This is a genomic window from Streptomyces sp. NPDC029292, assembly GCF_055569295.1.
On sequence record NZ_JBVHXR010000029.1, the window covers coordinates 77100 to 103823 of the forward strand.

Below are 26724 nucleotides of genomic sequence, written 5' to 3' on the forward strand. Positions count from 1 at the left end.
GCTGGATGAGGGTGCTCAGCAACGCTTCCCCGACTGAAGCCGGCGGGCGGCCGACCGCGTGTTCGTCACCGTGGCGGGTAGCCGACCGGCATGGCAGACCTCCGCGTACCCGGCACACGGCTCGTCGAACATGTCATCTCGGCCCACCCCTGGCTGCCGTGGCTGGCCGGTGCAGCCGGCATGGGTCTGTCCGGCAACCGCGGCGCACGCCGTGCCGCCCTGCGCGGCACCGGCTCGCTGGCCCTGGCTTCGGCAGCCGCCGCCATCGCCGCCAAGTCCGCTTCAAGCCGACGGGCTTCCGGGCAGTACGTCGCGGGGGCGCTGCCCTGTGGGCACACGGCCTCCGCCGCCGCTTTCGTGACCGCCGCGATGCTGGAGTCGCCCTGGCTGGGGACCGCCCTCGCTCCCCTCGCCGCGGCAGCCACTGCCGCCCGTACCGGCACCCGCTCTCCAAGCGCCGTTCTCGAGGGGGTCGCGGTCGGAGTCGGCGTGGCGGTGGCCACCTGTCGTTGGTGGCCGCTGCATGTGGACCAGCCCGCCGACTCCGCACGGCCGAACGTCCCCGTCCCCGCGCTCCCCGCAGGGCGCGGGCTGATCGCGGTTGTCAACAATGGCGCGGGCGGCGACACCCCGACGGAGGTCGAACTGCGAACTCTCTTGCCACAGGCGGAGATTCGGGTCTGTGCGAGTAGCGTCGATCTTCATCTGGTGCTTGGGCGAGCCGCCAAGGACGTGCTCGCCCAGGAGGGTGGTGCGCTCGGTGTGGTCGGCGGCGACGGGACGGTCAACGCGGCGGCGGTCCTGGCCTCCGAGAGCGGACTGCCGCTCGCCGTGTTCCCCGGCGGCACGCTCAACCACTTCGCCACCGACCTCGGGCTGCCGACGCTCAAGTCCACGGCGGATGCCGTGGAGGCGGGCTGCGGCGGAGCCGTCGACCTCGGCCGGGTCACCGGCGACGGCCCCGGCACGTACTTCCTCAACACCTTCAGCATCGGCGTCTACCCCGAACTCGTCCGGGCCCGCGAAGCCCGCGAGACACGTCTCGGCAAGTGGCCCGCACTCTGCGTGGGCCTCCTGCGCGTCCTCGCAGACGGCACATCCAGCGAGGTCACCATCGATGGGCGACGCCGCCGACTGTGGCTGCTCTTCGCCGGCAACAGCCACTACGAACCCGCCGGTTTCGCCCCCTCCTACCGCCGCAGCCTCGACGACGGCCTGCTCGACATCCGCATCGTCGACGGAAGGCACCCCTTTGCCCGCACCCGGCTCATCACCGCGTTCCTCACCGGAACCCTCGCCCGCTCCCGCGTCTACCAGGCCGCCACCGCGACTCGGCTGCGTATCGACGGCGTGGGAAAGACTGGGGACTACACCCGCGACGGGGAGGTCAGCCCGGCTGCCGACACACTCATTCTCGACAAGTCCCCGCGGGCACTCACCGTGTACCTGCCGGCGCCAGAGTGACCCGCCCCGCCTCACCACGGCCTGAACATTGTCACGGTCTGGATGACCCTCAACTCCGTACGCAGCTCGTGACAGCTGTGGTCCGCCCACCTCAGCGTCGTCTCCGCACGCGGTGTACGGGCACTCTCCTCGACCGTGCCCGGCCGATTTGCTCGAGTGCCGTGGATCAGTGCGGGCCGGGGCCCGGCGCAGTTTGCCCGGCATCAGGGTTGTCTGCGAGTCCGCTGTTTCAAGGCATGGGTCATGTGCGGGAGTTCCTCGTGCAGCAGACGGCCGACCAGGGCGCCGCCGAAGACGACGACGCCCACGCCGACGAGCCAGGACTGGATGACCAGGACGGAGGGGCCGTAGGTGACGGCGCTGGATGCGATCAGCGGCGAGAAGAGGAGACGGGAGAAGACCCGCAGACCGAGCAGCCCGAGGGCAGTGGCTACCGCGCCGGGCAGCAGGGCGCTCCACGCGATCCGCCCGCCGAGCAGTATCCGTTGCGACCACCAGAAGAACAGGACGGTGCTCAGCATTGCGACCAGTTGTCCAGCCGCGGAGTGACGCCACAGGGTGGTGGTGGCAGACAGATAGAGGGAGCCGATGAGTACGGCGAGCCAGAGCACCTGCCGCCACCTGGCATACCAGCGGGCCGAGGGGAGCTCCCAGACCTTCTCGTAGCCGGTCTGCACCGCCGCCCCGAAGGACAGACCGAACACGGCGAGGGCGGCGAGACCGAAGGCGGTTGTGGTCTGCAGCGCCTGGCCGGGCCGGGCGAACAGCTCCTCAATGTGTTCCCTGGCGGCCCTCGACACACCGAGCCCATCGCCCAGCCACTGGGCGAACCCCCGCCCATGCCCCGGGTCAGTGGCGGAAACAACGATCAGCAGGGGCACCAGGGTAAGGAATCCGAGCGCCGCGAATCCCAAGGACCGCGGCCCCAGTTCGACATCGCTGCTCCGTCTCCATCCGCGCCCGGCCGGCGAGTCGCGGATCACGCGGCGCAGCCGGGTCAACCGATACGAGCGGTCCGCGGCATCGGAAGAATTCTTCGACATGCATGTCGACTACCACCGCGGCGACACCGCCAACAGCCATGCAAGAGTCCCGTACTGCGTGTAGCCCGGCTGCGTCGGAGTCAGGTCGGCTGTTGTTTGCGATCCGTGAGACGGGCAACCCGAGGGGAGCGTCCGACGGCCGGCCAGGACGAAGGCACCGGAGAGTTGGAACCACAGCTCCCGGTGCCGTCCGTTGGGTGCGCCCACTGACGGGGAGGTCTACCGGGGCGGTTCCGTCGTGCAGTTGGAACACCTTGGAGGCGGCGAAGGCCAGGACGTCCATCGGTTCCCACAGATTGGTCCAGCGGTTCAGGGAAGCCGGCAGGTGCACGGGCATGCTGCCTCCGTAGGGAGTCAGCATGCCCTCCTCGGGGATGGCAGACATGGAAGAAGGCCGCCTGGGAGCCGAACGTGACCAGAGACTCGGTCCACAAGGGCATGGTGGCGGTGGCCATGTCGACAGCGATGACGCCGCCCAGGCTGTGGGCCGCGATGCGTACCGGCCGGGAGGGAATGCGTCCGAGGTCGGGGTGCACTTCGTCGATGACCTGGCGTACGCGGGCGTGGACAGCGTCCCGGTGCCGTTGGTAGACGAGCACGTCGCCGAGGAAGCGCGTGGTGCCTGGCCCAGGTGCAGCTCGCTGCTGGTTCGGGAAGTCGGCCCCGGTGAATGCGCAGGAGGCGGCGCGTGGGGTGCTGAGTGGCCGTGCGCCGGCCCCGGAGCAAGTCCGATGGCGGGTCGCAGTGGGCCCGGATGGTCGAGCTCGCCAAGGGCTCGGCGGTCAAGGCCCGCGCGCGGGCGATCAATCATGTTGCTGGTTCGATCAGGACCGCGGTGCCGCGGACACAGATGCCCAACCGGGCGTTAAGAGTTGTGGAGTTGGCCTGCGCCGTCCACGGCGACGGCGGTGTGAGAGGACTTGTGGGGGTCGATCCCGATCGTGATCACGCGCATCCCGGTCTGCACTCGAAGCGGCGAAGTATGCGGTGGGCACCCTGACTTGAAGTAGCGGTCGCACACGTTCATGCCTCTGTCGAGCCACACCGCGTGGGTGTCGGCCGGCGGCGGCACGCTATCGGAGAGCCAGCCCATGGGCGGCAAGGGCCACTGCGGGCCCGTGCCGACCGACACCCTGGACGCTACGGCTGCAGACCGCGCGTCTGGGCCCGATTCAACAAGTCAGGGGCCTGCTGACCAATCAGGCGTTGTCACAGTTCTGACCGCCCGCGCGGTCCGGTGCCGGCCACGCGATGCTCCATGGGGTCGGAAGGTGAACGAACATGACCAGTGCGTCCGCCCACCCCGCGTGCCCGCCGACGCCGGCCCACGGGAGAGGTGGTCCTCGGAGTGGACACGCACCGGGACCCGGAGTGGACACGCACCGGGACGCTCATGTGGCTGCCGTGCTCTCCCCGGTGGGGGCAGTGATCGGCACCGACGAGTTCCCGGCCACCGCGGCCGGATACCGCGAACTACTGAAGTGGGCAAGAGGGTTGGGCACGGTGTGGCGGGCTGGGGTGAAGGGGACCGGCTCCTTCGGGGCGGCCTTGTCGCGCTACCTGCTGACCCAGCGCGTGGAAGTGTTCGATGTGAACCTGCCCGACCGGCCCGACTGGCCCGACCGGTCGGACCGGCGTCGGCGGGAGAAGTCGGACCCGCTCGATGCCCAGAACGCGGCCCGGTCGGTGCTGAGCGGGCGGGCCCGCGCCCGGGCCAAGTCCGGCGACGGACCGGTTCAGATCGCGCGGATGTTCAAACTCGCCAAGGGCTCGGCGGTCAAGGCCCGCACCCAGGCGATCAACCAGCTCAAGGCTGTCCTCGTGACCGCCGACCCGAACCTGCGGGAAGAACTGGCCGGGCTGAACAATTCGGAACTCTTCCGCACCTGCGCACGGCTCGCCGACGACAGCCAGGACGACGAGGACGGAGCAGCGGCGGTGCTGCAGGCCAGCCGCATTACCCTGTGTCTGCTGGCCCACCGAATCGGGCAGCTCACCGAGCAGATCCAGGACTTGGAAGGCCGCTTGGCCCGGCTCGTGGAACGCCACGCCCCGCAGCTGCTGACCGTGGTGGGCATCGGCCCAGACACGGCCGTCACCCTGCTGATCACGATGGGGGACAACCCGGAGCGTCTGGGCGGTGAGGCGTCTTTCGCCGCACTGTGCGGGGTCAGCCCCGTCGAGCGCTCCTCGGGCAGTCGGCAGTACCGCCGGCTCAACCGCGGCGGCGACCGGCAGGCCAACGCAGCCCTGCACCGGATCGTGCAGACCCGGCTGCGCTTCGACCCCCGCACACGTGACTACTATGAGCGCCGGACCAAGGAGGGCAAGCCCCGGCGCGAGATCGGGGTGTCTCAAACGCTATGCGGCCCGGGAGGTCTTCCACCTGGTCGGACAGCCACAGCCGGGACCCCGCTCATAGGGGCTGTGGGACGTCAGGTGCGTCGGACCGGAGCTCGACGGCGAACGACCCAACTGGCCGTTCAGCTCGCCGACCACACCGCCGGCAAGCTGGGAACCGGTCTCCAGCGCCGCCAGTTGGTCTGGCCGGCGGCGACGGGCCCGACCATCCTCCCGCCGGAACGGGCGCCAAGCACCGTGGTGAGGTCACGTCTCCTGCGGGCGGCGGGCGGGAGTCAGGGCTTCCTGTGTCGCGGCCCACGAGGCGAGCAGACGCAGGCCCTCTTCGGAGGGTGAGCCGGGTTCAGCGGCGTAGATGGTCAGGGTGAGGCCGGGTTCGGCCGCCATCTCCAGGCCCTCGAAGGCGAGGGTGAGGTCGCCGACGGCGTGGTGGTGGAAGTTCTTGGTGCCGGTGCCGTGGTGGCGGACGTTGTGGGCCCCCCAGCGGGTGCGGAACTCGTCGCTGCGGGTGGACAGCTCGCCGACAAGGTCGTGGAGATCCTTGTCGTGGGGGTTGCGGCCGGCCTCGGTGCGCAGGATGGCGACGGTGACGTCGGCGGCGAGGTCCCAGTCGGGGTAGAAGCGGCGGGAGACGGCGTCCAGGAAGGTGAAGCGGGCGAGGTTCGCCTGGTTGTGGGCGCTTGCGTAGACGTCGCTGTAGAAGGCGAGGGCGAGCGCGTTGGCGGCGAGGATGTCCATCCGGCCGTTGCGGACGAACGCGGGGCCGGCCGTGATCGCGTCGAGCGTCCACTGCAGGCTGCGGTGCGGGGTCCAATGCCGGGCGGGGCGCCGGCGCCGGGGACGGGTGAGGGCGTCGGAGCCGTCGGCGGCCTGTGCCAGATGGAGGAGGTGGGACCGTTCGGCGTCGTCGAGCCGGAGGGCGCGGGCGACGGACTCGAGGACGGCGGGGGAGACGCCTGCGAGGTTGCCGCGTTCGAGCTTGGCGTAGTACTCCACGCTCATGTCGGCGAGGGCTGCGACCTCGCTGCGGCGCAGGCCGGGGACGCGGCGCCGGGTCCCTGAGGGCAGTCCGGCCTGCTCGGGGGTGATCTTGGCTCGCCGCGAGGTGAGGAACTCGCGGACCTCGTGCTGGTTGTCCACCCTTCGACCGTACGTGCAGCGGGCCGCGGGAGGGATGCACCGCTGGTACACCCATCGACGGTGACTGGTTGCCCGCCATGAAGGGCGGTTCCCTGGAGAACGTGGTGCTCTTCCCTGGCTGTCCGCCGGAGGGTAGGAGGCCGCCCGACCCTGGTGCGCGATGCTTCGCGTCTCGGGGCCGGTCGCACGCGGACCGCCGCAGCGGTCCGACCTCACGTACGCAAAGGAACCCCTCATGCGAGGCGCAGTGATCCACGCCCCCGGTGACGTCCGCTTCGAGACGCTGGACGACCCGAAGATCCTCCACCCCACAGATGCGATCATCCGTACGGCCGTCACCTGCGTGTGCGGCTCCGACCTGTGGCCTTGGCGCGGCCTGGAGCCGATCGGCGACGCCCATCCGATGGGCCACGAGTACGTCGGTTTCGTCGAGGAGGTCGGCTCCGAGGTCACGTCCGTGAAGCCGGGCCAGTTCGTCGTCGGCTCGTTCGCGACCTCGGACAACACCTGTGCCAACTGCCGTAACGGCTTCCAGTCCAACTGCCTGCACCGCGAGTTCATGAGTACCTGCCAGGCCGACTACGTCCGCATCCCCAACGCCCAGGGCACCCTGGTCGCCACCGAACAGGTGCCGTCCGAGGACCTGTGGCCCGGTCTGCTGGCCGTCTCGGACGTCATGGGCACCGGCTGGTGGGCCGCCGACGCCGCCGAGGTGAAGTCCGGCTCGACCGCCGTGGTCGTCGGCGACGGCGCGGTCGGCCTGTGCGCGGTCATCGCGGCCAAGGAGATGGGCGCGGAGCGGATCATCGCGATGAGCCGCCACGAGTCCCGGCAGAAGCTGGCCCGCGAGTTCGGCGCCACCGACATCGTCACCGAGCGTGGCGACGAGGGCATCGCCCGGATCAAGGACCTGACCGGCGGAATCGGAGCCGACAGCGTCCTGGAGTGCGTAGGCACCGCCCAGGCCATGCAGCAGGCCCTTCACTCCGCACGGCCCGGCGGCAACGTCGGCTTCGTCGGCGTCCCCCACGAGGTCGCGATCGACGGCCAGGAACTGTTCTTCTCCCACGTCGGCCTCCGTGGCGGCCCCGCCCCCGTGCGCCGTTACCTGCCCGACCTGATCGACCGTGTCGTGGCCGGCCGGATCGACCCGGGCAAGGTCTTCGACCTCACCCTGCCCCTGGACCAGGTCGCCGAGGGATACAAGGCGATGGACGAGCGCCGTGCCATCAAGGCACTCCTCAAGCCCTGACCCCGTACGTTCCCGTCCCGCCGGGGCCGGACGCCCGGCCCCGGCCCTCCAGAGGAGGACCCCAGCGTGACCACGTACGCTCTCATCGGTGCCGGCCCTGGCCTCGGTCTGGCCACCGCCCGGCGCTTCGGCACCGCCGGCCACGGTGTCGCCCTTATCGCCCGCAGCGCCGAACACCTTCACCATCTGACGGATGAGCTCCGCCGCGACGGCATCCAGGACGTCCGCGGCTTCCCCGCGGACGTCCTGGACCCGGCAGCGCTCATCGCAGCCCTTCGGGACGTGGCCGAGGCGCTCGGGCAGGTCGAGATCCTGCAGTACAGCCCGGTGCCGCGCGCCGACTTCATGAAACCGGTCCTCGACACCACCGTCGACGACCTGGAGGACCCGCTCGCCTTCTCCGTGAAGGGCCCGGTGACCTGCGTGAACGCGGTCCTTCCCGGCATGCGTGCCCTGGGGCGCGGCACCCTGCTCTTCGTCAACGGCGGCAGCGCGGTGCGCCCGCACCCCGAGCGGGCCGGCACCTCGATCGCGTTCGCCGCCGAGAGCACCTACGCCCGCATGCTCCACGACGCGCTCGCCGCGGAGAACATCCACGCCGCGCAACTGATCATCCCTGGCGCGATCCGGCCCGACGCCGAGCACAGCAGCCCCCATGTACTGGCCGAGCGCCTGTACGCCCTGCACACCGAGCGGGACGGCTTTCGCCACTACGCCGAGCCGATGCCCGAGTGACGGAAAGGCGATGGACATGTCTCCAGCGCGCCGTCCGGGCGTGCGACTTGGGCCGGTCCTGCCGGCGATTGCGGCGGCCGTGGGACTGCTGGCCCTGACCACCTGCTCCGGCAGCGGGCAGACCGCCGACCTCTCCGCCCCGGCGACCTCCTCCGGGCGCCCCCGGACGACCAGCACCCAGCCCGCCACACCGTCCGACAGGAGCAGCGACGTGCGCATCCAGCTCACCCTCGACGGACACCCGGTCCAAGCCACCCTGAACGACAGCCCCGCCGCCCGTGACTTCGCCGCGCTGCTGCCGCTCTCCCTCGACCTCGAGGACTTCCACCGGACCGAGAGGGTCGCCGACCTCCCGAGGGAACTGGACATCTCCGGCGCGCCGGACGCGCCCACCCCGCGGGCGGGGGACCTGGCTCACTACGCGCCCTGGCGCAACCTGGCCCTCTTCTACCGCGACGGTGAGGTGTCCCCGGGCCTGGTCATCCTCGGGCATCTCGACGACAGCCAGGACATCGACCGGCTGGCCACCGCCGACCGCGTCACCATCGAATCCCTGACCTGACCCGGCCTTCACACCTACTCGGCCTACCGCCCCCGCCCACACGCACCGCACGGAAAAGGGGAAAGCTCCCTTGAACCCCACGTACGACTTCACCGGCCAGGTCGCCTTCGTCACCGGAGCCTCCTCCGGCATGGGCCTGGCCACCGCCCGTGCCTTCGCCGAAGCCGGCGCCGCAGTCGGCCTCGCCGACATCGATGAAGCCGCCCTCGATGCGGCGGAACGGCAGCTCACCGGCGAAGGCCACCGGGCGCTCGCCCTGATCTGTGACGTCACCGACGAGTCCCAGGTGGCCGCCGCCGTCGACCGCACGGTGGAGACCTTCGGCCGCCTGGACATGGCCTACAACAACGCCGGCGTCCAGATCCCGCCCGCCGATGCCGCCGAGGAAGCGGCCGAGGTTTTCGACCGCGTCCACGCCATCAACCTGCGCGGTATCTGGGCGAGCATGAAGCACGAGCTGCGTCACATGCGCACCCAAGGGAGCGGAGCGATCGTCAACTGCTCGTCCCTCGGCGGCCTTGTCGGGATCCCCGGCCGCGCCTCGTACCACGCCTCCAAGCACGGCGTGATCGGCCTGACCGGCAGCGCCGCCCTGGAATACGCCCCGCGCGGCATCCGCATCAACGCGATCTGCCCCGGCACCATCGACACTCCCATGGTCAGCGACATGATCGCCAAGGGAGAACTCGACCGCGCCGAGGCCGAAGCGAATCAGCCGATCAACCGTCTCGGCACGACCGACGAGATCGCGCAGGCCGTCCTGTGGCTGTGCAGCCCGGGAGCGGGTTTCGTGGTCGGCGTCGCGCTGCCCGTCGACGGCGGCTACGTCGCCCAGTGACCACAGAGCCGGCGAGCGGCTGCCTTCGCGACGCCGACCCGATATACGCAACAAGGAGTGACGACATGCCCAAGCAGTCCGCCCCCAAGGAGCTGGAGGCGATCGCGCCCAAGCTCGTCGAGGTCACCGACGAGGTGCTCTTCGGTGACGTGTGGGAGCGTCCCGGGCTCTCACCGCGCGACCGCAGCCTGGTGACCGTCAGTGTTTTGGCCGCCCTGTACCGCAGCGAGCAGTTGCCCTACCACCTGGGCGTTGCGCTGGAGAACGGCCTGAGCGTCGAAGAGCTGTCCGAGGCCATCACCCACCGCAGTTGCCCTACCACCTGGGCGTTGCGCTGGAGAACGGCCTGAGCGTCGAAGAGCTGTCCGAGGCCATCACCCACCTGGCCTTCTACGCCGGTTGGCCCAACGCCATGACCGCGATCAACCAGCTCAAGAAGCTCGCCGACGAGAGCGACGCCTGACACCCCCTCCCGCACCAGCACAGCAAGGAACACCTTCCGTGGAACACATCACGCAGACCCCGACCGCCAAGGCCCCCGCCGAGCGCTTCACCGGCGACGTCTACCTCAACATGATCGAGACCCCTGTCGAACCGGCTCGACTGGCGACCGCCCTGGTCCGCTTCACCCCCGGCGCCCGCACCAACTGGCACTCCCACGCCAACGGCCAGACGCTCTACATCACAGACGGCGTCGGCCTTGTCGGCACCCGCGACGGCGACGTCGCACGCGTCAGCGCCGGCCAGACCGTCAAGTGCCCGCCCGGGGAGGAGCACTGGCACGGCGGCACCGACACGACCCTCATGGCCCACATCGCCATGGTCGTCGGCGACGCCGACGGGGACGGCACCACCTGGATGGAACCGGTGACCGACGAGCAGTACGCCGCGGCGCTCGCCACCGTCACTCGCTGAGGGCGAGCAGGAGGACGGCCGGCTCCGAACCGGTCCGGGTGAGGCGCCGACCACACCCACCCAGCCGCGCACGAACAGATGTCAGTGTGCAGAGGCCGACGACGCACTCGGCGACTGCGACTGCGACTGCCGCTTCGCGCTGGTCCATGGCGCGGTAGCCCGCGGCGCCGCCGCGCTTGCCCTCAAGCGGACCCGCGAGGCGACCTCCGACGACGTCCTGGAGATCGCCTGTACGAGTTCGGCGTCGTCGTCGAGCCGCAGGCCGCGCTGAGCGCCCGCCGGGTGACCGAGCACGAGCAGGATCGTTAACAGGCGACGGCCACCAGCCCCCTTCGGGCTGCACCGCCTGCTGTTGCCGGGGGACGGCGAGTGATCTTGGATGGTCCGCCCTCGTTCGGCCGACAGCGCGGGCAGCGCCTCGCTCGTTGTGCGGGTGTGGACGACGAACGGAAGGTTGTGAACCAGTGGCCGTACGGGGCGGGGCAGCAGCGCCGCGCGCTGAGGTTCCGCATCGAGGCCGCCCTCGCCCGGCGCCTGGGGGTGATGACGAGGCCGTCAACCTGGCCCGCCCCGGCGAGCTCCGGCAGGACCAGGCCGTGCGACGGCTGATGCCGGGTCCTAGGCTGCGACCATGACCGAGATCCAGACCCCGACGCCCCGCGACGCCTTCGAGCTGCTGCTGGCCGGTAACCAGCGCTTCGTCACGGGCGCCCCCGAGCACCCGAACCAGGACGCCGCCCGCCGCGCCGAGATCGCACCATCCCAGCAGCCCTTCGCCGTGCTGTTCGGGTGCTCCGACTCCCGGCTGGCCGCCGAGATCGTCTTCGACCGCGGCCTGGGCGACCTGTTCGTGGTGCGCACCGCTGGCCACGTCATGGGGCCGGAGGTGCTGGGAAGCATCGAGTACGGCGTGGACGTGCTGGGCTGCCCGCTGGTCGTGGTCCTCGGTCACGACTCGTGCGGCGCGGTAGGCGCAGCGTGCGATGCCCTGGAGAACGGCATCACACCGGCCGGATACATCCGGGACGTCGTCGAGCGGGTGACCCCCAGCGTGCTGGCAGCACGGGCCGCCGGACGCGTTGAGCCCGAGGAGATCCTCGCCGAGCACATAAGGCACACCGTTGATTTGTTGCTGGACCGCTCCCGGGTACTCGCCGAGAAGGTCGCTGCTGGCCAGGCTGCCGTGGTGGGCCTGTGCTACCGCCTGGCCGACGGCAGTGCACAGCTTGTCGCCTCGCGCGGCCTGGATGCGGCGGTCCCCGCCGCGTCCTGACCGCGCCGGCCGTGGCTGCTCAGCTGATGTGCCGCGGCCGGGGGCGACCCGTACACGTGGATGAGGAACGCAGCGGGTTCACCGTTTGCTCATCCGTGGAAGGGCATTCCCGATGGCTCACGGAGCCGACCGCGTGCCCACCGTCCCCCGCGCCGAGCTGGCGCGGGCCGCGGGTTGCGAGGTGTGCCGGGGAGGGGAACGGTCGTCACCGCCGACTGGCGGCACGAGCTGGGCCCGGTCTGCCAGACCGGTGGGCGCTCAGCCGAATCCGCCTGGTCCCGTCTCCGGTCGCAGTAAAGGCACAGTGTCGGTGCCGGTCACACGGTGGGCCGGGGTCCCGCGGCGCGGCGGAGCCGGTTGGCGATCGCCAGTCCCAGCCCCTCCTCCACCGGCAAGGACGCGATGATGACGTCGCACCCCCGCTGGTCGAGCTCGCGCAGGAACCCGTACAGCCCGCGCGCATAGGCGGTCATCGAACCGGGGACCGCCACCACGGCGTGCGCCTTCACGGCAGCGTCGGTGAAGGCGGCAGGCAGAAAGACGCCTACCTGGTGCCCGAGCTCCTGCGCGAGCTCCGCTTCGGCGACGACCTTCTCCGGCTCGACGAGGACCACCCGCGCACGCGGCGCGTAGTGCGACGGATGCTGGCCCGGCACCCGGACACGGCTGGTCGAGGGGACCGCAAGCGGGCCCCCCAGCACCGCTTCGAGGTCCTCGCGCGTCACCCCGCCTGGCCGAAGGATGCTCGGGGCATCGCCCGTGGCGTCGACGATGGTCGACTCGACGCCGACCTCGCAGGGGCCGCCGTCCAGCACGAAGTCGACGGCATCACCGAGTTCGGCACGGACATGGTCCGCCGTCGTGGGGCTGACCGAGCCGAAGCGGTTGGCGGACGGAGCCGTGACACCGCCGTCGAAGGCCGACAGCAGCGCGAGTGCGACGGGGTGGTCGGGCACGCGGACGGCCACTGTCTGAAGGCCACCGGTCGCTTCGAGGGGCACACGGGGACCGCGCCGCAACACCAGCGTGAGCGGCCCCGGCCAGAAGTGTCCGGCCAGCAGGCGCGCCGCTGCGGGCACGTCCTGGACCCAGTCGTCGAGATGCTCCGCGCCGCCGATGTGGACGATCAGCGGGTGGGAGGGTGGACGTCCCTTGACCTGGAAGATGCGCGCGACGGCGGCGGGGTCCTCGGCGTTGGCGCCCAGACCGTAGACGGTTTCGGTCGGAAGGGCCACCAGGCCGCCGGCGCGCAACACATTTGCTGCCTTCTCGATGTCACTGGTTTTTGCCGTCACCCTCGCCATCCTAGAAGCACAAAGGACCGGCGACGGTCGTGATCAATATCAGCGCGGTTCCATTGCCCCAAGGCCGAGGAAAGCTGGCGTCGTTGGTGGTCACAGGGGCCCGGTCGCCTGAACGACCAGGGCTCTCGACCGACGGGGCCGGAGGAGATCGGATTCCCGAACGTGCTGCGGCCCCGGGCGCCGGGCGCTGCTCCGGGGGCCGCTGACCTGCACGAGTCCCATGCGGTCTTGAATGACCCGTGCGCGCGTGACCACCATCAACGCTCCCCGGCGTTGACAGGACACGGCCTTCTTTATGCGGCGGGGTTGAGTTCGGCGCGGCCGAACAGCAGGGCGTAGCCGGTGGGGAGCTGGTGGAGAATGCGGGTGATCAGGTCGGGGCCGGCGTAGGCGGCGACGGCGGAGAAGACGGAGCCGGTGTCCCAGCGGGCGGTGGCCAGGGAGGCGCCGGTGCGGGCGGCGAGGTCCTTGACGAAGGCCCAGCCGGTCAGTGGATGGGTGTCGGGGATCTGCGCGGTCAGAACGCGTGCGGCCTCGAAGGGCAGGCAGGCCGCCAAGTCGACGCGTTCGTCGCCGGTCAGCTGGCGCCCCAGCCCGGCAAGGACCAGGCGGACGGCTTCGTCGGCCCTCTCGCGGGAGGGGTAGGCACCCTCGTAGCGGACCTTCTCCAGCATCTGCTCATACGCCGTCCCGTACGGCTGCTGGTGCCCAAGCGGAGCGCGCGCGTCGGTGATCACTGCGGTGCATGCCTTTCGTGGAGCCAGGTGGCGTGGTGCCGGTGTGCGGCACCACCCCAGGTCTTGGTCAGGTGGGTTGGGGGCGTCCGAATAGCAGGTCGTAGCCGGCCGGGAGCTGGAGCAGGACCTGGCCCAGCAAGTCGTCGCCGGCAGCGTCGGCGACCGTGGACAGCACGGCGCTGACGTCCCAGGCCGCAGTCTGCTCGGTGGCGCCTTCGATCCACGCGGCGGTCGCCCGGACGAACCGCTCCGGAGGCAGCGGTTCGGCGCTCTGCAGCGGATTGAGAAGGATCAAGGCGAACGCCTCCGGAAGGCACGCCGCCAGCTGGGCGCGTACCTCGCCGACCAAGTGCGCGCCGAGCAGCGCGAGCACTACGCGGGCCGCGCGCTCGGCTTCCTCCGGAGTGGCGTATTCGCCGCGTTCGGTCACGTGGTCGAGGAACGCTTCGCGTCGCAGGGTCATCTCGGCCGCCACCCCTTCTTCTTCTTCGGACTGCCCACGGGGGTGCGGAGGGCGGGGTGAGGGGGAGATCAGGTGCCCGTCCTCCGCACCCGTCCGGCCGGTGTCAGCCGGAGATCTCCTTGCGGCCGGATCCGACGCCGATGGAGATCTTGCGGGGCTTGGCGCGCTCGGCGATCGGGATACGCAGGGTAAGCACGCCCGCGTCGTAGTCGGCCTGGATGTGCTCGGTGTCGAGGGTGTCGACGAGCACGATCTGGCGGGAGAAGACGCCCAGCGGCCGCTCGGACAGCTCCATCTGCACGTCGTCGGCCTTCGCCACCGGCCGCCGCTCGGCCTTGACGGTCAGCATGTTCCGCTCGACGTCGATGTCGATCGCGTCCGCGGTGACGCCGGGAAGGTCGAAGGCCACCACGTACTCGTCGCCCTCGCGGTAGGCGTCCATCGGCATCGCCGACGGCCGCGACCAGGTGCCCGGACCCATCAGCTGCTGCGCCAGCCGGTCCAGCTCACGGAAGGGGTCAGTGCGCATCAACATCGTGAAAACACCTCCAGCAGGTTCAGGCAGTTGCTGCCAATGCGCCTCACTGACACCGTTGTAACATGTCATCCAATGGATGACAAACACGATGTCGTCCACGTGATGACAACCCGAGGGAGGTCCCGTGACACCAGCCGACCAGCCGGTCTCCACCGACGCCGACGCCCACAGCCCGGCGTCATTCCTCGCCGCCGCAGCGGCCCTGCACGCCATAGACGACGCCCTGCGCGAAGCCGGGCACGAGACCCCAGACACCCCACACACTCCCGGTCCGGGACCTGAACAGGCCCTCGCCTCCCTGATGCTGCTGCGGCAGGTGCGCGAGCAGCTCGCCGGATGGGAGACCGGACTGATCGAGACCGCCCGCGACGCGGGGGCCAGCTGGGCCGACCTCGCCGACCCCCTCGGCGTCGCCAGCCGCCAGGCCGCCGAACGCCGCTACCTACGAGGCCGCCCCGGCCCCGCCGGAACCACCGGCGAACAACGCGTCCAGGCCACCCGCCAGGCCCGCGCCGCCCAACGCACCACCGCCACCTGGGCCCGCGGCAACGCAGCCGACCTGCGCCGCCTCGCCGGCCAGATCACCACACTCACCGACCTCCCCACCGCAGCCCGCCTCCCGCTCAGCGAGCTCCATGCGGCCCTCGCCCGCGACGACCCCGCCGACCTCATCGGCCCCCTGACCGCCACCCGCCCCCACCTGACCGCTACCCACCCCGACCTCGCCGCCCAGCTCGACACCCTCACACCCTGCTGAGCCCGCCCACCGCCGCGCGGGCGGATGAGGCGAGCGGCGGTGCGCGGGCCGTCGTCCGGCGGCGAATCAGCAACGGGGGCGCCGCCGCTGACACTTCCCGTGGCAGAACCTCTGACGTTCGCGTGGCAGGCGACACTTGCCGGCTTGCCACCGACTGTGCTGCTCGCTGTCTGCGACCACTGGCTGTTGTCCCATTCGTTGCGGGAGTCACAGGGCTGCGTCCCACCTCGGCGTGCCCCTCACTCCGGATCCGTCGCCGGGGCCAGGCGGAACTCTTCCGCGTCCAGTTGGGATTGCACCCGCAGGAGAACGGTGTCGTCGATGTGGTGCCGGTCGCGCAGGCCGATGACGGCGGAGCGTTTGTGTTCCAGGAGGGCCAGGCGCAGGGCGGTGTCCTGCTTGTTGTGTCGTACGAGCACTCCCGCTTCCGGGGCGCCCGCCGTCTCGGCGGCCCGCAGAGTGTTCAGGCGGGTCTCGTACTCGGCCCGCAGCCGCTCGGTGACCTCGGGATCAGTACCGAGGCCGGCCGCCACCATGGGGAGGGCGTCGAGTGCGGCCTCGGACGCCGTGGTCCAGGCGAGAGCGAGTTCGCGTTCGGCGTCCGTGTCGCGGGGCAGTTGGGCCCAGCGCTCCACGGACGGAAGCACCAGCGCCTGCACCACGAGGGTGGTCACGACAACGCCGGCGGTGACGAAGACGATGGTGTCGCGGTCGGGGAACGGTCCACCGGAGTCGACGGCGTAGGGCACGGACAGCGCGAGCGCCAGGGAGACGGCCCCGCGGAAACCGGCCAGAGCGCTGATCACGCGGGCCCGGTGGCCCATGCGGCGCTGCCGTTGCTGCGGGCGCCGGTCCAGCACTCTGATCGTGTACACCGCGACGAACAGGAACAGGAACCGGACGACGACCAGCGCGCAGGAGACCGCGGCCACCATCAGGAGCGCCTTGGTCAGGGCGGTGCCGGTCAGGCCGCGGACCGCCACCTGCGCCTCAAGGCCGACCAGGACGAACAGGGCGCCGTTGAGCAGATACATCGCCAGCGACCAGAACGCCATCGTCTGGCGTCGGGCCTCGGCCCTGCCCAGACTTGGCCCGGCCTGGCTCATGATCAGCCCGCACACCACCACCGCGAGCACACCCGACGCCTCGACCTGCTCGGCCAGCAGATACGCGCTGAACGGGATCAGGATGATCGTGAGGTTGTCCAGCATCGTCTCGCCGAGCCTGCGCACGAGGCGACGGAGCCGGATGCCGAGCCACGCGACCAGTACGCCCGCCGCGATGCCACCGCCGTAGGACAGGGCCACGAGGCCGCTCACGTGGGCCGCGCTGAGGTGCTCGGATCCCACTGTGACGCCGACCGCCAGGCTGTAGACGACCAGCGCTGTACCGTCGTTGATCAGAGACTCGGCGCGTAGCAGCGTGACGTTGCGCCGGGGCAACAGCCGGGAGACCACGCCAACGGCGGTGGCGTCGGTCGGTGCGACAGCGGCGCCCAGCACCCAGGCCGGGCCCCACGGCAGGCCGAGCGCGTGCGCGAGGGCCGCCACGGCCCAGGCAGTGACGGCCACCAGCAGTGTGCCGGTCAGTACGATGCCGCGCAGATCCCGCCGGATCGCCCGCAGCGAGGTCGTCACGCTCTCCCAGTACAGGAGCACCGGCAGGAAGACGAGCAGCAGCACGTCCGGCGGCAGCTCCGTCTCGCGCAACGCGGGCGCGAAGCCGAGCAGGACGCCGGCGGTCAGCTGCAGTACGGGGGCGGCCACCTTGAGCCGGTGGGCGAGGGCCCCGCTCACCAGCAGGGCGCACCCGAGCAGCACGACGAGCTCAAGGGCTGCCATGATGCGTTCTCCTTGGGGCCGTTGGCGCTCCCACGGACTCTTGCCTGCGGGTCACCACGTCGTGGCGACCGTTCTCATGGGGATCCAGGCGTCGCCGCGGCGGGCGTAGTCGGTGGCCAGGAGCAACCGCCAGTCGGCCCGGCTTCCGTACACCTTGGCGTCGGTCATGGTCCGGACGGTCAGACGCGCCGTGCCGCCGTCGATGTCGAGCGCAGTGTCCACCTCGTCGATGGAGTGGTAGACGAACTGCCCGGCCCTCATCTGTGCCAGCCACTCGGCCTTGGGCTGCACGTATCCCGTCATGTGGGTGAGGGTGAAACCGTCGTCGAGCAGGTCGTCCAGTGACTGTGTGTCTCCTTCGACCATGGCATCCAGGTAGGCGTGGTGGGCCTGAAGGATGTCCTCCCGGTCCGACCGGCTGGGGGTCGGTGGCACGCTGCCTCCTTGTGGCAGGGGGGCCGGACCGTCGTGCGGGAGCGGCCGGTCGGCGTGGTGTGGGTCTGGTGTGGGCCAGGACCCGCCGAGCGCGTGGCGGGCCCTGGCCGTCGTCAGGCGAGGGCGTGTGCCCGGATTGCGTCGAGGTCGTCGAGGACCCGCTGCGGCTCACCGTCGAGCGGCATGTTGGCCTCGTCCCGGACCGCGTCCAGGGAGCCGGGCGGGTCCTGGTCCAGCGCTGCGAACAGCGGCGCCAAGTCGCCGGGCGCGGCACCCTGTTCGGCCACCAGCTCGAAGGTGCGGCCGACCGCCTCGGGAGCGGTGAGGGCCGCCACCAGGACCCGTGCGATGTCGGCGCGCGCGACACTTCCGTCGGCGGGGCCGCCGGAACGGCGGCGGTCGCCCTGGAGGAACACCACCTGGTGCTCGTCGGGTCCGTTCATGTCGAACCAGCCCGGCCGCACGATGGTGTAGGCGAGGCCACTTGCCCGCACCAGACGCTCCGAGCGGCGCTTCCACTCCAGCAGATGGCCGTACGCGCTGCCGCGGCCGGTGACGCCGATGGAGGTCATCAGCGCCACGCGGGGCCGCTGCCCGTCCAGGGCGGCCAGGACGTTGCGTACGCCCGCGTAGTCCACCGTCTCCGGCGAGGAAGCGCCGGTGCCGAAGGAGCCGAGGGTGAGCACGATCGCGTCGACACCGGCCACCGCCTCGGGCAGGGTCTCGGGCCGGGTGACATCGCCGACGACGAGCTCGGCGTCGTCGGGAAGCACTTGAGCGCCCTTCGCGACGTCACGCACCAGCGCCCGGACGGTGTGCCCGCGAGTGATCGCCTCAGCCACGACGAGCCGTCCGATGCTGCCGCTGGCGCCGACCACCAGCACGGTCAGGGGTTGTGTTGCCATACTCATTTCCTTGCAAGGAGGTGGGCGCGATGGGCGCCCATGCCGACAGTCTCACTCGGGCGTCACGGTCACGCGCCTGTGCAGCGGTTCACCCTGCGGGTGCCGTCGCCGCAGGTCACTCACGTACGAGGGCGATTCCCACCGCTCTCGTACGGCGTCCGCGCGGGTGGCGGACCGCCCGCGCACGGCGACCTCGTGGGTGGCTCGTCATGCCTCCTTCGGCTCCGCGAAGGTCGCGCCGTCGACCACGAACCGGTAGCGGACGTCGGAGGTGAGAATCCGCTCGTAGGCGGTGTTGATCTCCTGCGCGCCGATCAGCTCGATATCGGCGCTCACCTCGTGCTCGGCCGCGAAGTCGAGCATCTCCTGCGTCTCGGTGATGCCGCCGAACAGCGACCCCACGTAGGACCTGCCGTTCTGGCACAGGGCGAACACGTCCATCGGCATCGGCTCCGTCGTCACCCCGACGTTCACCATGGTGCCGTGCAGGCGCAGCATCCCGAGGTAGTCGGGGAGCGACACCGGCGCACTGACGGTGTTGAGGATGATGTCGAAGGTGTTCGCCTGCTCGGTGAACGCCGAGCCGTCGCCGGTCACGGCGTAGTGGTCCGCGCCGAGAGCCGCGGCGGCCCCGCGCTTGCTGTCGGACTGGGACAGGACGGTCACGTCGGCGCCCATGGCCTTGGCCATCTTCACGCCGAGGTGGCCCAGGCCGCCGAGGCCGACGACGGCGACCTTGGTGCCCGACTGGGCACCGAACCGCTTGAGGGGGGAGTAGACGGTGATGCCGGCGCACAGCAGGGGAGCGGCGGCGGCCGGGTCGAGAGTTTCGGGCACGCGGACGACGAAGTCCTCGGGCGCGACGATCGCCTCGGAGTAGCCGCCCTGGGTGTGGGCGCCGGGCTCGACGGGGTCGGGGTTGCCGAAGACGAGGGTGTGACCCTTGAGGCAGTACTGCTCCTGGCCTGCCCGGCAGTTCTCGCACTCGCGGCAGGAGTTGACCATGCAGCCGATGCCGACCAGGTCGCCGACCCGGTGGCGGGTGACCTGGGAGCCGACTTCGGTGACCCTGCCGACGATCTCGTGGCCGGGGACGAGCGGGCTGACCGGCAGCGGGCCGAACCCGCCGCCGACGAAGTTGATGTCGGAGTGGCAAATGCCGCAGTACAGGATGTCGAGCCTGACGTCGTGCGGGCCGACGTCGCGGCGCTCGATGGTCAGGGCGGTGAGCGGCTTCCCTGCTTCGTGGGCGCCGAACGCGTTGACGGTGGTGGGCATGGTGGTTCCTTCAGGTGGACAGGGGGAGGTTCAGGCTTCGGGGATGGCGCGGCCGTAGTCCGCGAGGGTGACGGCCTCCGGCTCGGGGCCGCCGCGGCGGCCGGTCTCCAGGGCGTCGAGGGCCTTCAGCTCGTCCGCGGTGAGCTCGAAGTCGAAGACGTCGAAGTTCTCCGCGATCCGGTGGCGCTTCGTCGACTTGGGGATCACCGAGCGGCCCTGCTGGATGCCCCAGCGCAGCAGCACCTGGGCGGAGCTCTTGCCGTGCGCCTCGGCGACGCCGGTGACGACCGGGTCCTCAAGGACACTCCTGCGGTCCTCGCCGTAGCCCGGGTAGAAGGTGATTCCGCCGATGGGGGACCACGCCTGGTTGAGGATGTGGTGCCGGTCGTCGAAGTCGAGGACGGCGCGCTGCTGGAAGTAGGGGTGGATCTCCAGCTGGTTGACGGCCGGGACGACGGTGGTGGCGTCGAGCAGCGCGGTCAGGTGGTCGACCATGAAGTTGCTGACGCCGATGGCCCGGACCTTGCCGTCGGCCAGGAGCTTCTCCAGGGCGCGGTAGGCGGCGAGGGTCTTGTCGAAGTCCGACGGGAGGGCCTGGTGCAGGATGAGCAGGTCGATCCGGTCCAGGCCGAGCTTGGCGGCGCTCTTGTCGAAGCCGTGCAGGGTCTCGTCGTAGCCGTAGTCGCTGATCCAGATCTTCGTCTCGATGAAGAGGTCGTCGCGGGGGACCGCGGAGTCGCGGAGGGCCTGGCCGACCTCGCGTTCGTTGCCGTAGGCGGCGGCGGTGTCGATGTGCCGGTAGCCGAGGTCGAGCGCGGCCGTGACGGCGGCGCGGGTCTCGTCCGGCGGGGTCTGGAAGACACCGAGTCCGAGGGCGGGCATCTGGACGCCGTTGTTGAGGGTGAGGGTCTGCATCACAGGAACCTTTCGGTGCGGGTGGCCCGGGAGGGCACGATGAGGGTCAGGACGGCCAGTACCGCCAGGGCGAGCAGGACGGCCGAGCCGGTCAGGGCGGCGCCGGAGCGGGCCGCGATGGCGGCGGCCGCATGGCCGGTGGAGACGGTTGCGGCCATGGCGGTCAGGATGCTCAGGCTCAGCGCGCTGCCGATCTGGTGCACCGTGTTGACCAGGCCCGATCCGGCCCCCGCGTCCGCCGGGGCGACGCCGTCGACGCCGCTGGAGGTCAACGGGGCCAGCGTCAGCCCCTGGCCGGCGCCGATGAGCACCATCGGCAGCGCCACTCCCGTCAGGTAGGGGGTGTACAGGTCGAGGCGGCTGAGCCACACCATGCCCGCCGTGGTCAGGGCGACCCCGGTGAGCAGCACTCTCGGCCTGCTCACCCGCTCCAGCAACCGCGGCACCTGGACCGCGAGGACGAAGTTGATCAGCGTCATCGGCAGGAAGGCGAGACCTGCCTGCAGCGGCGTCCAGTGGTAGACGCTCTGCACGAACTGCGCGGTGAAGAAGAAGAAACCCATCATCGCGCCCATGTAGAGCATCCGGGTGACGTAGGCGCCGCTGCGCTCCCGGTTCGCGAACAGCCGCAGCGGCACGATCGGCTGCGTGGCCCGCCGCTCCACCCGGACGAACAGGCCCAGCATCACGGCGCCGGCCACCAGCGGTAGCAGGGTGGCCGGGGCGGTCCAGCCGAGGTCGGCCGCATCGACGATGCCCAGGACCAGGGCGGTCGAGCCCAGCGTCGCCAGCAGTGCGCCCGGAACGTCGAAGCGGCCCCTGTGACGTGTGGTCTCGGGCAGGAACCGTACCGCCAGCACCATCATCACGATGCCGATCGGGACGTTGAGGAAGAACCCCGCCCGCCACGAGATGAGGTCGGCGACGAGCCCTCCGACGACGAGGCCGAAAGCGGCACCGAGACCGGCGACGGCGCTGTAGGCGGCCATCGCCCGGTTGCGGGCTCGGCCCTCGGGGAAGCTGCGCGTGAGCAGGGACAGGGCGGAGGGGGCCAGAACCGCTGCTCCGACGCCTTGCAGCGCTCGCGCGCCGATCAGCCACCACTGGGTCTGCGCGGCTCCGACCAGGAGCGAGGTCACGGAGAAGACGATCAGGGAGAACAGGAACACCGTGCGGTGTCCGAACAGGTCACCGGCTCGGGCCCCGAGGAGGAGCAGTCCGCCGAAGACCAGGACGTAGGCGTCGGTGATCCAGGACAGGCCGGTCTCGGAGAAGCCCATGTCGGATCGGATCTGCGGCAGCCCGGTGAACACGATCGAGTTGTCCAGGATGACCATGAAATAGCTGACGCAGATGATCGCGAGGATCAGCGTCGCGTGGACCGGGGCCTTGTGGGACCGCGCTGCCTGGCGTGTCGGCGGATGCGGAGCGGCGGTGGCCATCAGGTCACCGAGCGGTTCGGCGGCTCCCTGAGTGTTCGGGTCGGCTGCAAGCCCGGCGTGGACGTCGCCGGTTCCGGACAAGGGCGCTGTGTGCACGGTGCTCCTTCAGGTCGGTCTCTGATCCGGACCCAGTCGTGGTCGGCCGGGTCCTCGGCCTTATCCAGAGAACCGCGCCTCGGCGCGCGGGTGGGAGTCACTGCTCTTCCAGGTAATGGCAGTGCCTCGCAGGCGCTCGCCGGCGGACCTACCGTGAGGAGACCGGCACAGAATTCACGACGATTACAAGGAGCCACCCGATGTCCGCCCTCACCGCCACCGCGAAAGCTCCCAGGGCCTGAGCATGGCTGACAGTGACAAGAAGGCTCTGGCCGACGAGGTACGCGAGTTTCTGAGCACCCGGCGGGCCCGGATCACCCCGGAGCAGGCCGGGCTGCACGTCTACGGGGGCAACCGCCGCGTCGCCGGCCTTCGCCGCGAGGAGGTCGCCCTGCTCGCGGGCATGAGCGTGGACTACTACATCCGGCTCGAGCGCGGGAATCTCACCGGCGCATCGGACTCGGTGCTGGACGCCCTCGCGCACGCGCTGCAGCTCGACGAGGCCGAACGCACCCACCTGTACGACCTGGCCCGCGCGGCGACACCGTCTGGCCGGCGCCCCACGGTGACCGCGTCGCGGGTGCGGCCCACGATCCTGCGGCTGCTCGACTCGATGACCGACGTGCCGGCCTACGTGCGCAACGCGCGCTTCGACATCCTGGCCGCCAACACGCTGGGACGCGCGCTGTACGCACCCGTTTTCGACTCGCCGCTGTTCGCCCGGCGCGGCCCGGTCAACAGCGCCCGCTTCATGTTCCTCGACCCTGCCAGCCAGGAATTCTGGATCGACTGGGAAAAGGGCGCGAACGACGCGGTCGCCTTCCTGCGCACGGAGACAGGCCGGGCGCCCCACGACAAGGCGCTGACCGATCTGATCGGGGAGCTGACGACCAAAAGTGACGACTTCGCCCGCCGCTGGGCCCGCCACGACGTGAAGTTCCACCGCTCCGGCGTCAAGAACCTGCACCATCCGCTGGTCGGCGATCTCGCGCTGCCCTACGAGGCGATGGACCTGCCGGCCGACCCGGGCCTCCGCCTCAACTTCTACACCCCCGAACCGGACTCCCGGGAACGAGAAGCCCTGGGCATGCTCGCCAGTTGGGCCGGCACCGGCACCGTCGTTCCCGCCGCGAACGACTGACCACCACACGATCGAGGAGAACACCTTCATGCAGTACCGACCGCTCGGCCGTACCGGCGTCCAGGTTAGCCCGCTCTGCCTGGGCGCGATGATGTTCGGCCCCTGGGGCAACGAGGATGAGGCCGACTCGATCCGGATCATCCACCACGCCCTCGATGCGGGCATCAACTTCGTCGACACCGCCGACGTGTACTCCGCAGGCGTCTCGGAGGAGATCGTCGGCAAGGCGCTCAAGGACCGCCGCGACGACGTGTTCCTGGCGACGAAGTTCTTCATGCCGATGGACCAGAACGACCCCAACCAGCGGGGCGGCTCGCGGCGTTGGATCATCCGCGAGGTCGAGAACTCCCTGCGCCGCCTGGGCACCGATCACATCGACCTCTACCAGGTCCACCGCCCCAGCCCGGACACGGACGTCGCCGAGACCCTCGGCGCCCTCTCCGACCTCGTGCACCAGGGCAAGATCCGCTACATAGGGTCCTCGTCCTACTCCGGCTCCCAGATCGTCGAGGCCCAGTGGGCCTCACGGGAGCGCCACCTCGAACGCTTCGTGACCGAGCAGCCGCCGTACTCGATCCTGGTCCGGGGCATCGAGGAGGACGTGCTTCCCACCGTGCGCCGTCACGGCATGGGCACCCTCACCTACAGCCCGCTCTCCGGCGGCTGGCTCTCCGGCCGCTACCGCAAGAACGCCTTCGAGGGCCCGGCTTCGGCGGTGCGCCCCCAGGCCCGGTTCGACATGAGCACCCCGGCCAACCAGCGCAAGCTCGACGCGGTCGAGCAGCTCGCGGTCCTGGCGGAGAAGGCCAGTCTCACCTTGATCGAGTTGGCCGTCGCCTTCGTCATCAACCACCCCGGCGTCACCTCGGCGATCATCGGCCCGCGCACCATGGAGCAGCTGGAGGCGTTCCTGCCCGCCGCCGACGTCACGCTGTCTTCCGACATGCTGGACGCCATCGACGAGATCGTCGACCCCGGCGTCACGGTCAACCCGGTCGACAACAGCTACGGCGACTTCGAGCTGCGGGCCGACCAGCGGCGTCGCTGACGCGAGTCGGCTCGGCGGGTCCCGGGCGGTGAGCACCCCGCCCGCGATCACACAGAACAAGCAGGGCGAACCGACGGCCCAAGCATGCGCTTACGGCCGCTGAGGTATCGAGGTTGAACGTGATGTCGACCTTCGCGGTCCGTTGTGGTCGGCCAGAGTCGATTTCAGGGTGTTCCGGATCTGGGATTGAGCATGTTCTGCGGGTCTGGGCCGCCGGGCTTTGAGTGTGGGGAGAATTGGCGGGTGCTGTCCTGCGGCGGGGTCTGACTGTTGAGATCTGTGGATCTGTGACCGGGGTATCTTGCTCACGCTGTGTCGACCGCTGGCCGGGGACGGCGCGTTGCTGGTACCGGGCCGGCCGGGTGTGTCTCGATAGGGGCTTGCCGACCAGGCGTCATCACGATTCTGACCGTCCGCGCGGTCCGGTGCCGGCTGCGCGTTGAGCCGTCGGGTCGGAAGGTGAACGAGCATGAGCGGTACGTACCCCGCCCCGCGTATCCGCCGCTGCCGGCCGACGGGGGAGGTGGTCCTTGGAGTGGACACGCACCGGGACACTTATGTGGCGGCTGTGCTCTCCCTGGTGGGGGCAGTGATCGGCACCGAGGTGTTCCAGGCTACCGCGGCCGGTTACCGCGAACTGCTGGAGTGGGCCAGGGGGCTGGGCGCGGTGCGGCGGGCTGGAGTGGAGGGGACCGGACCCGTCGGGGCGGCCCTGTCCCGCTACCTGCTGACCGAGGGCGTGGAAGTGTTCGATGTGAACCGGCCCGACCGGACCGACCGCCGCCGGCGCGGCAAGTCGGACCCGCTCGATGCCCAGAACGCGGCCCGGGCGGTGCTGAGCGGGCGGGCGCGCGCCCAGGCCAAGTCAGGCGATAGGCCGGTGCAGATCGCGGGTCCGACGGTTCGCTAAAGGCCGTCGGGACCAGTCGGCGCCTGTGCTATTGCGATGCGAAGTCTGCGGCGAGGCGGTCGAGGAAGCTGGCCAGCCTCTCGTTCATCGCGGCGTAGTCGTCGCTGCGCAGCTCGTCGGGTACACGGCTGCTCGCGCACCGGGGCCGGGCGCAACAGTGTGCGTCTGATCGGAACGTCAGGGGGCGGTGAGGGGTGTGTCCTCGGCGGGCACCGGCTCGTCCTGGACCGGTTCGCGCAAGAAGGCGGAGAGCAGCATCGCGAGCACCGGCACGGTGGCGAGTACCGCGAGTGCGCCTCGGGGACCGTAGTGGGTTGCGATGATGCCCAGCAGCGGCATGAACAGTCCGCCGGCGCTCATCGCGAGGCCGAGAGTGACGCCAGCAGCGGTCCCGGGCCGGCTGGGCAGGTAGTCCTGGCCGAGCTTGATGAGGACGGCGAACGGGATGTTCGAGATCAGGCCGACCAGCAGCGCAAGTGGCAGCGCGACGTATTTGTCGTCGCAGATCAGCATGAGCCACAGGGCAGGAAGCATAGCCGCGTTGCCGATCTGTACGGTGCGCACCATGCCGATGCGGTCTGCCAGCCGCCCGCCGAGCAGCGTGCCGGCCACACCGCCGCCGAGTTCAAGTGTCAGGGCGAGACCACCGAGGCCGCTGCTCGCTTCCAGGTGGCGGATCCAGTACAGCGAGACGAAGGTGTTCAGTCCGGTCGAGATGGTGGACCGCACGATCTCGACGGCGGTCAGGGCCGCGAACCGGCCTGGCCGGTCCTTGCCCTGGCGCTGCACCTTCTTGACCGCCGTATCGGACGTGCGGTTGTGGTGGCGCAGCAGGACGAAGCCCATGAGGACGCAGGCGGGATGAAAAGCGCGGTCGCGCCCATCCCGAGGTTGTCCAGGGCCGGTGTGACCAGCGCCGGGGCGACGAAGAACCCCACGCTGCCGCCCGCGGCGAAGTAGCTCATCGCGGTGGCACTGCCCCCGGCCGCACGGCGCGCATCGCGCCCCGCGGGCGGATGGAACATCGCGATACCGACACCCGCCATCAGCAGGAGGGCGAAAACCAGCGGGTAGGAGGGCGCCAGTCCGGACATGCCTGCCCCGATACCCGCCAGGCTGACCCCCAGCGGCGACATCCATCGCAGCCGGAACCGGTCGGCGAGCAGTCCGATCGGTACCTGCGGCAATGCACTGCCGAGCGTCGCGGCAAGTGCCAGCCCCGAAGCCTGCACGTAAGTCGACTACCCGGGACTGAAGTCCCGGGCTTGCTGCTCGGATCATCACTGGCGGTGATGGGTTCCGGCTGCGTCCAGTCCTCACGCGATGAGCGT

The 26724-nt window shown here is 70.4% G+C and carries 27 protein-coding genes and 1 pseudogene; 14 read left to right on the plus strand and 14 right to left on the minus strand.

Annotation, left to right across the window (positions count from 1 at the left end; translation table 11 throughout):
* The first annotated feature begins 90 nt into the window (after positions 1-90).
* The gene (locus tag ACZ4WS_RS42210) at positions 91-1464 is read left to right on the plus strand and encodes a diacylglycerol/lipid kinase family protein (RefSeq protein WP_467988636.1); all 1374 of its coding nucleotides are present in this window, start codon (positions 91-93) and stop codon (positions 1462-1464) included.
* A gap of 203 nt (positions 1465-1667) precedes the next feature.
* Here ACZ4WS_RS42210 and ACZ4WS_RS42215 read toward each other — a convergent pair whose 3' ends face one another.
* Positions 1668-2507, minus strand: a complete 840-nt coding sequence (locus tag ACZ4WS_RS42215; protein WP_467988638.1) for a ribonuclease BN — start codon at positions 2505-2507, stop codon at positions 1668-1670.
* Between the two features lie 1336 nt (positions 2508-3843).
* Here ACZ4WS_RS42215 and ACZ4WS_RS42220 point away from each other — a divergent pair.
* Positions 3844-4929: pseudogene (locus ACZ4WS_RS42220) on the plus strand (IS110 family RNA-guided transposase).
* Positions 4930-5114: 185 nt separating this feature from the next.
* Here ACZ4WS_RS42220 and ACZ4WS_RS42225 read toward each other — a convergent pair.
* Positions 5115-6008, minus strand: coding sequence for a helix-turn-helix transcriptional regulator (locus ACZ4WS_RS42225; protein ID WP_467988640.1), 894 nt, complete (start codon positions 6006-6008; stop codon positions 5115-5117).
* Between the two features lie 235 nt (positions 6009-6243).
* On the opposite strand from ACZ4WS_RS42225, the gene ACZ4WS_RS42230 reads away from it, so the two are divergent.
* The 8 genes from ACZ4WS_RS42230 (at position 6244) to ACZ4WS_RS42265 (ending at position 11583) form a co-directional block, all read left to right on the plus strand.
* The gene (locus tag ACZ4WS_RS42230; protein ID WP_467988642.1) at positions 6244-7260 is read left to right on the plus strand and encodes a zinc-dependent alcohol dehydrogenase family protein; all 1017 of its coding nucleotides are present in this window, start codon (positions 6244-6246) and stop codon (positions 7258-7260) included.
* A 66-nt stretch (positions 7261-7326) separates the two neighbouring features.
* The gene (locus ACZ4WS_RS42235; protein WP_467988644.1) at positions 7327-7995 is read left to right on the plus strand and encodes an SDR family NAD(P)-dependent oxidoreductase; all 669 of its coding nucleotides are present in this window, start codon (positions 7327-7329) and stop codon (positions 7993-7995) included.
* A gap of 16 nt (positions 7996-8011) precedes the next feature.
* Positions 8012-8557, plus strand: coding sequence for a cyclophilin-like fold protein (locus tag ACZ4WS_RS42240; RefSeq protein WP_467988646.1), 546 nt, complete (start codon positions 8012-8014; stop codon positions 8555-8557).
* 70 nt (positions 8558-8627) lie between these two features.
* Entirely contained in the window at positions 8628-9395 is a 768-nt protein-coding gene (locus tag ACZ4WS_RS42245) for a glucose 1-dehydrogenase (protein WP_467988648.1), read from the plus strand.
* Between the two features lie 65 nt (positions 9396-9460).
* The gene (locus ACZ4WS_RS42250; protein WP_467988650.1) at positions 9461-9745 is read left to right on the plus strand and encodes a carboxymuconolactone decarboxylase family protein; all 285 of its coding nucleotides are present in this window, start codon (positions 9461-9463) and stop codon (positions 9743-9745) included.
* Positions 9706-9858 carry a carboxymuconolactone decarboxylase family protein gene (locus ACZ4WS_RS42255; RefSeq protein ID WP_467988652.1) on the plus strand — a complete coding sequence of 51 codons (153 nt, stop codon included), beginning with the start codon at positions 9706-9708 and terminating at the stop codon, positions 9856-9858. Before ACZ4WS_RS42250 ends, ACZ4WS_RS42255 begins: the two co-directional genes overlap by 40 nt.
* Positions 9859-9896: 38 nt before the next feature.
* On the plus strand, positions 9897-10310 hold the full coding sequence (locus tag ACZ4WS_RS42260) for a (R)-mandelonitrile lyase (protein WP_467988654.1): 414 nt from the start codon (positions 9897-9899) through the stop codon (positions 10308-10310).
* Between the two features lie 631 nt (positions 10311-10941).
* The gene (locus tag ACZ4WS_RS42265) at positions 10942-11583 is read left to right on the plus strand and encodes a carbonic anhydrase (protein WP_467988656.1); all 642 of its coding nucleotides are present in this window, start codon (positions 10942-10944) and stop codon (positions 11581-11583) included.
* Between the two features lie 317 nt (positions 11584-11900).
* On the opposite strand, the gene ACZ4WS_RS42270 is transcribed toward ACZ4WS_RS42265, so the two are convergent.
* The 4 genes from ACZ4WS_RS42270 to ACZ4WS_RS42285 form a co-directional block, all read right to left on the minus strand.
* Positions 11901-12887: an L-threonylcarbamoyladenylate synthase gene (locus ACZ4WS_RS42270; protein WP_467988658.1), complete on the minus strand. Its 987-nt coding sequence runs from the start codon at positions 12885-12887 to the stop codon at positions 11901-11903.
* Between the two features lie 293 nt (positions 12888-13180).
* Complete coding sequence (locus tag ACZ4WS_RS42275) at positions 13181-13624, minus strand: DUF2267 domain-containing protein (RefSeq protein ID WP_467988660.1); 444 nt, start codon at positions 13622-13624, stop codon at positions 13181-13183.
* A gap of 67 nt (positions 13625-13691) precedes the next feature.
* Positions 13692-14087 carry a DUF2267 domain-containing protein gene (locus ACZ4WS_RS42280; protein WP_467988662.1) on the minus strand — a complete coding sequence of 132 codons (396 nt, stop codon included), beginning with the start codon at positions 14085-14087 and terminating at the stop codon, positions 13692-13694.
* A gap of 103 nt (positions 14088-14190) precedes the next feature.
* Positions 14191-14622: an Hsp20/alpha crystallin family protein gene (locus ACZ4WS_RS42285; protein WP_467988663.1), complete on the minus strand. Its 432-nt coding sequence runs from the start codon at positions 14620-14622 to the stop codon at positions 14191-14193.
* Between the two features lie 127 nt (positions 14623-14749).
* Between ACZ4WS_RS42285 and ACZ4WS_RS42290 the strand changes: the two genes are divergently transcribed.
* Entirely contained in the window at positions 14750-15382 is a 633-nt protein-coding gene (locus ACZ4WS_RS42290) for a type III effector protein (RefSeq protein ID WP_467988665.1), read from the plus strand.
* 239 nt (positions 15383-15621) lie between these two features.
* Here ACZ4WS_RS42290 and ACZ4WS_RS42295 read toward each other — a convergent pair whose 3' ends face one another.
* From ACZ4WS_RS42295 to ACZ4WS_RS42320, 6 genes are all read right to left on the minus strand, one after another.
* Positions 15622-17223, minus strand: coding sequence for a Na+/H+ antiporter (locus ACZ4WS_RS42295; RefSeq protein WP_467988667.1), 1602 nt, complete (start codon positions 17221-17223; stop codon positions 15622-15624).
* Between the two features lie 51 nt (positions 17224-17274).
* Positions 17275-17658, minus strand: coding sequence for a nuclear transport factor 2 family protein (locus ACZ4WS_RS42300; RefSeq protein ID WP_467988669.1), 384 nt, complete (start codon positions 17656-17658; stop codon positions 17275-17277).
* Positions 17659-17771: 113 nt separating this feature from the next.
* The gene (locus ACZ4WS_RS42305; protein WP_467988671.1) at positions 17772-18563 is read right to left on the minus strand and encodes an SDR family oxidoreductase; all 792 of its coding nucleotides are present in this window, start codon (positions 18561-18563) and stop codon (positions 17772-17774) included.
* Positions 18564-18770: 207 nt separating this feature from the next.
* Entirely contained in the window at positions 18771-19841 is a 1071-nt protein-coding gene (locus ACZ4WS_RS42310) for an NAD(P)-dependent alcohol dehydrogenase (protein WP_467988673.1), read from the minus strand.
* A gap of 30 nt (positions 19842-19871) precedes the next feature.
* Positions 19872-20756 carry an aldo/keto reductase gene (locus tag ACZ4WS_RS42315; RefSeq protein WP_467988675.1) on the minus strand — a complete coding sequence of 295 codons (885 nt, stop codon included), beginning with the start codon at positions 20754-20756 and terminating at the stop codon, positions 19872-19874.
* Positions 20756-22294 (minus strand): MFS transporter, encoded by a 1539-nt coding sequence (locus ACZ4WS_RS42320; protein WP_467988677.1) that lies wholly within the window; start codon positions 22292-22294, stop codon positions 20756-20758. The genes ACZ4WS_RS42315 and ACZ4WS_RS42320 overlap by 1 nt, the downstream gene beginning before the upstream one ends.
* A gap of 244 nt (positions 22295-22538) precedes the next feature.
* Here ACZ4WS_RS42320 and ACZ4WS_RS42325 point away from each other — a divergent pair, with 244 nt between their 5' ends.
* The 3 genes from ACZ4WS_RS42325 (at position 22539) to ACZ4WS_RS42335 (ending at position 25393) form a co-directional block, all read left to right on the plus strand.
* On the plus strand, positions 22539-23435 hold the full coding sequence (locus tag ACZ4WS_RS42325) for a helix-turn-helix transcriptional regulator (protein WP_467988678.1): 897 nt from the start codon (positions 22539-22541) through the stop codon (positions 23433-23435).
* Positions 23436-23463: 28 nt separating this feature from the next.
* On the plus strand, positions 23464-24483 hold the full coding sequence (locus ACZ4WS_RS42330) for an aldo/keto reductase (protein ID WP_467988680.1): 1020 nt from the start codon (positions 23464-23466) through the stop codon (positions 24481-24483).
* Between the two features lie 469 nt (positions 24484-24952).
* Positions 24953-25393, plus strand: coding sequence for an IS110 family transposase (locus ACZ4WS_RS42335; RefSeq protein WP_467988682.1), 441 nt, complete (start codon positions 24953-24955; stop codon positions 25391-25393).
* 177 nt (positions 25394-25570) lie between these two features.
* Here the strand turns inward: ACZ4WS_RS42335 and ACZ4WS_RS42340 are convergent, their stop codons facing one another.
* On the minus strand, positions 25571-26239 hold the full coding sequence (locus ACZ4WS_RS42340) for an MFS transporter (protein ID WP_467988684.1): 669 nt from the start codon (positions 26237-26239) through the stop codon (positions 25571-25573).
* Entirely contained in the window at positions 26137-26625 is a 489-nt protein-coding gene (locus ACZ4WS_RS42345; RefSeq protein ID WP_467988686.1) for an MFS transporter, read from the minus strand. Before ACZ4WS_RS42345 ends, ACZ4WS_RS42340 begins: the two co-directional genes overlap by 103 nt.
* Positions 26626-26724: the final 99 nt, after the last annotated feature.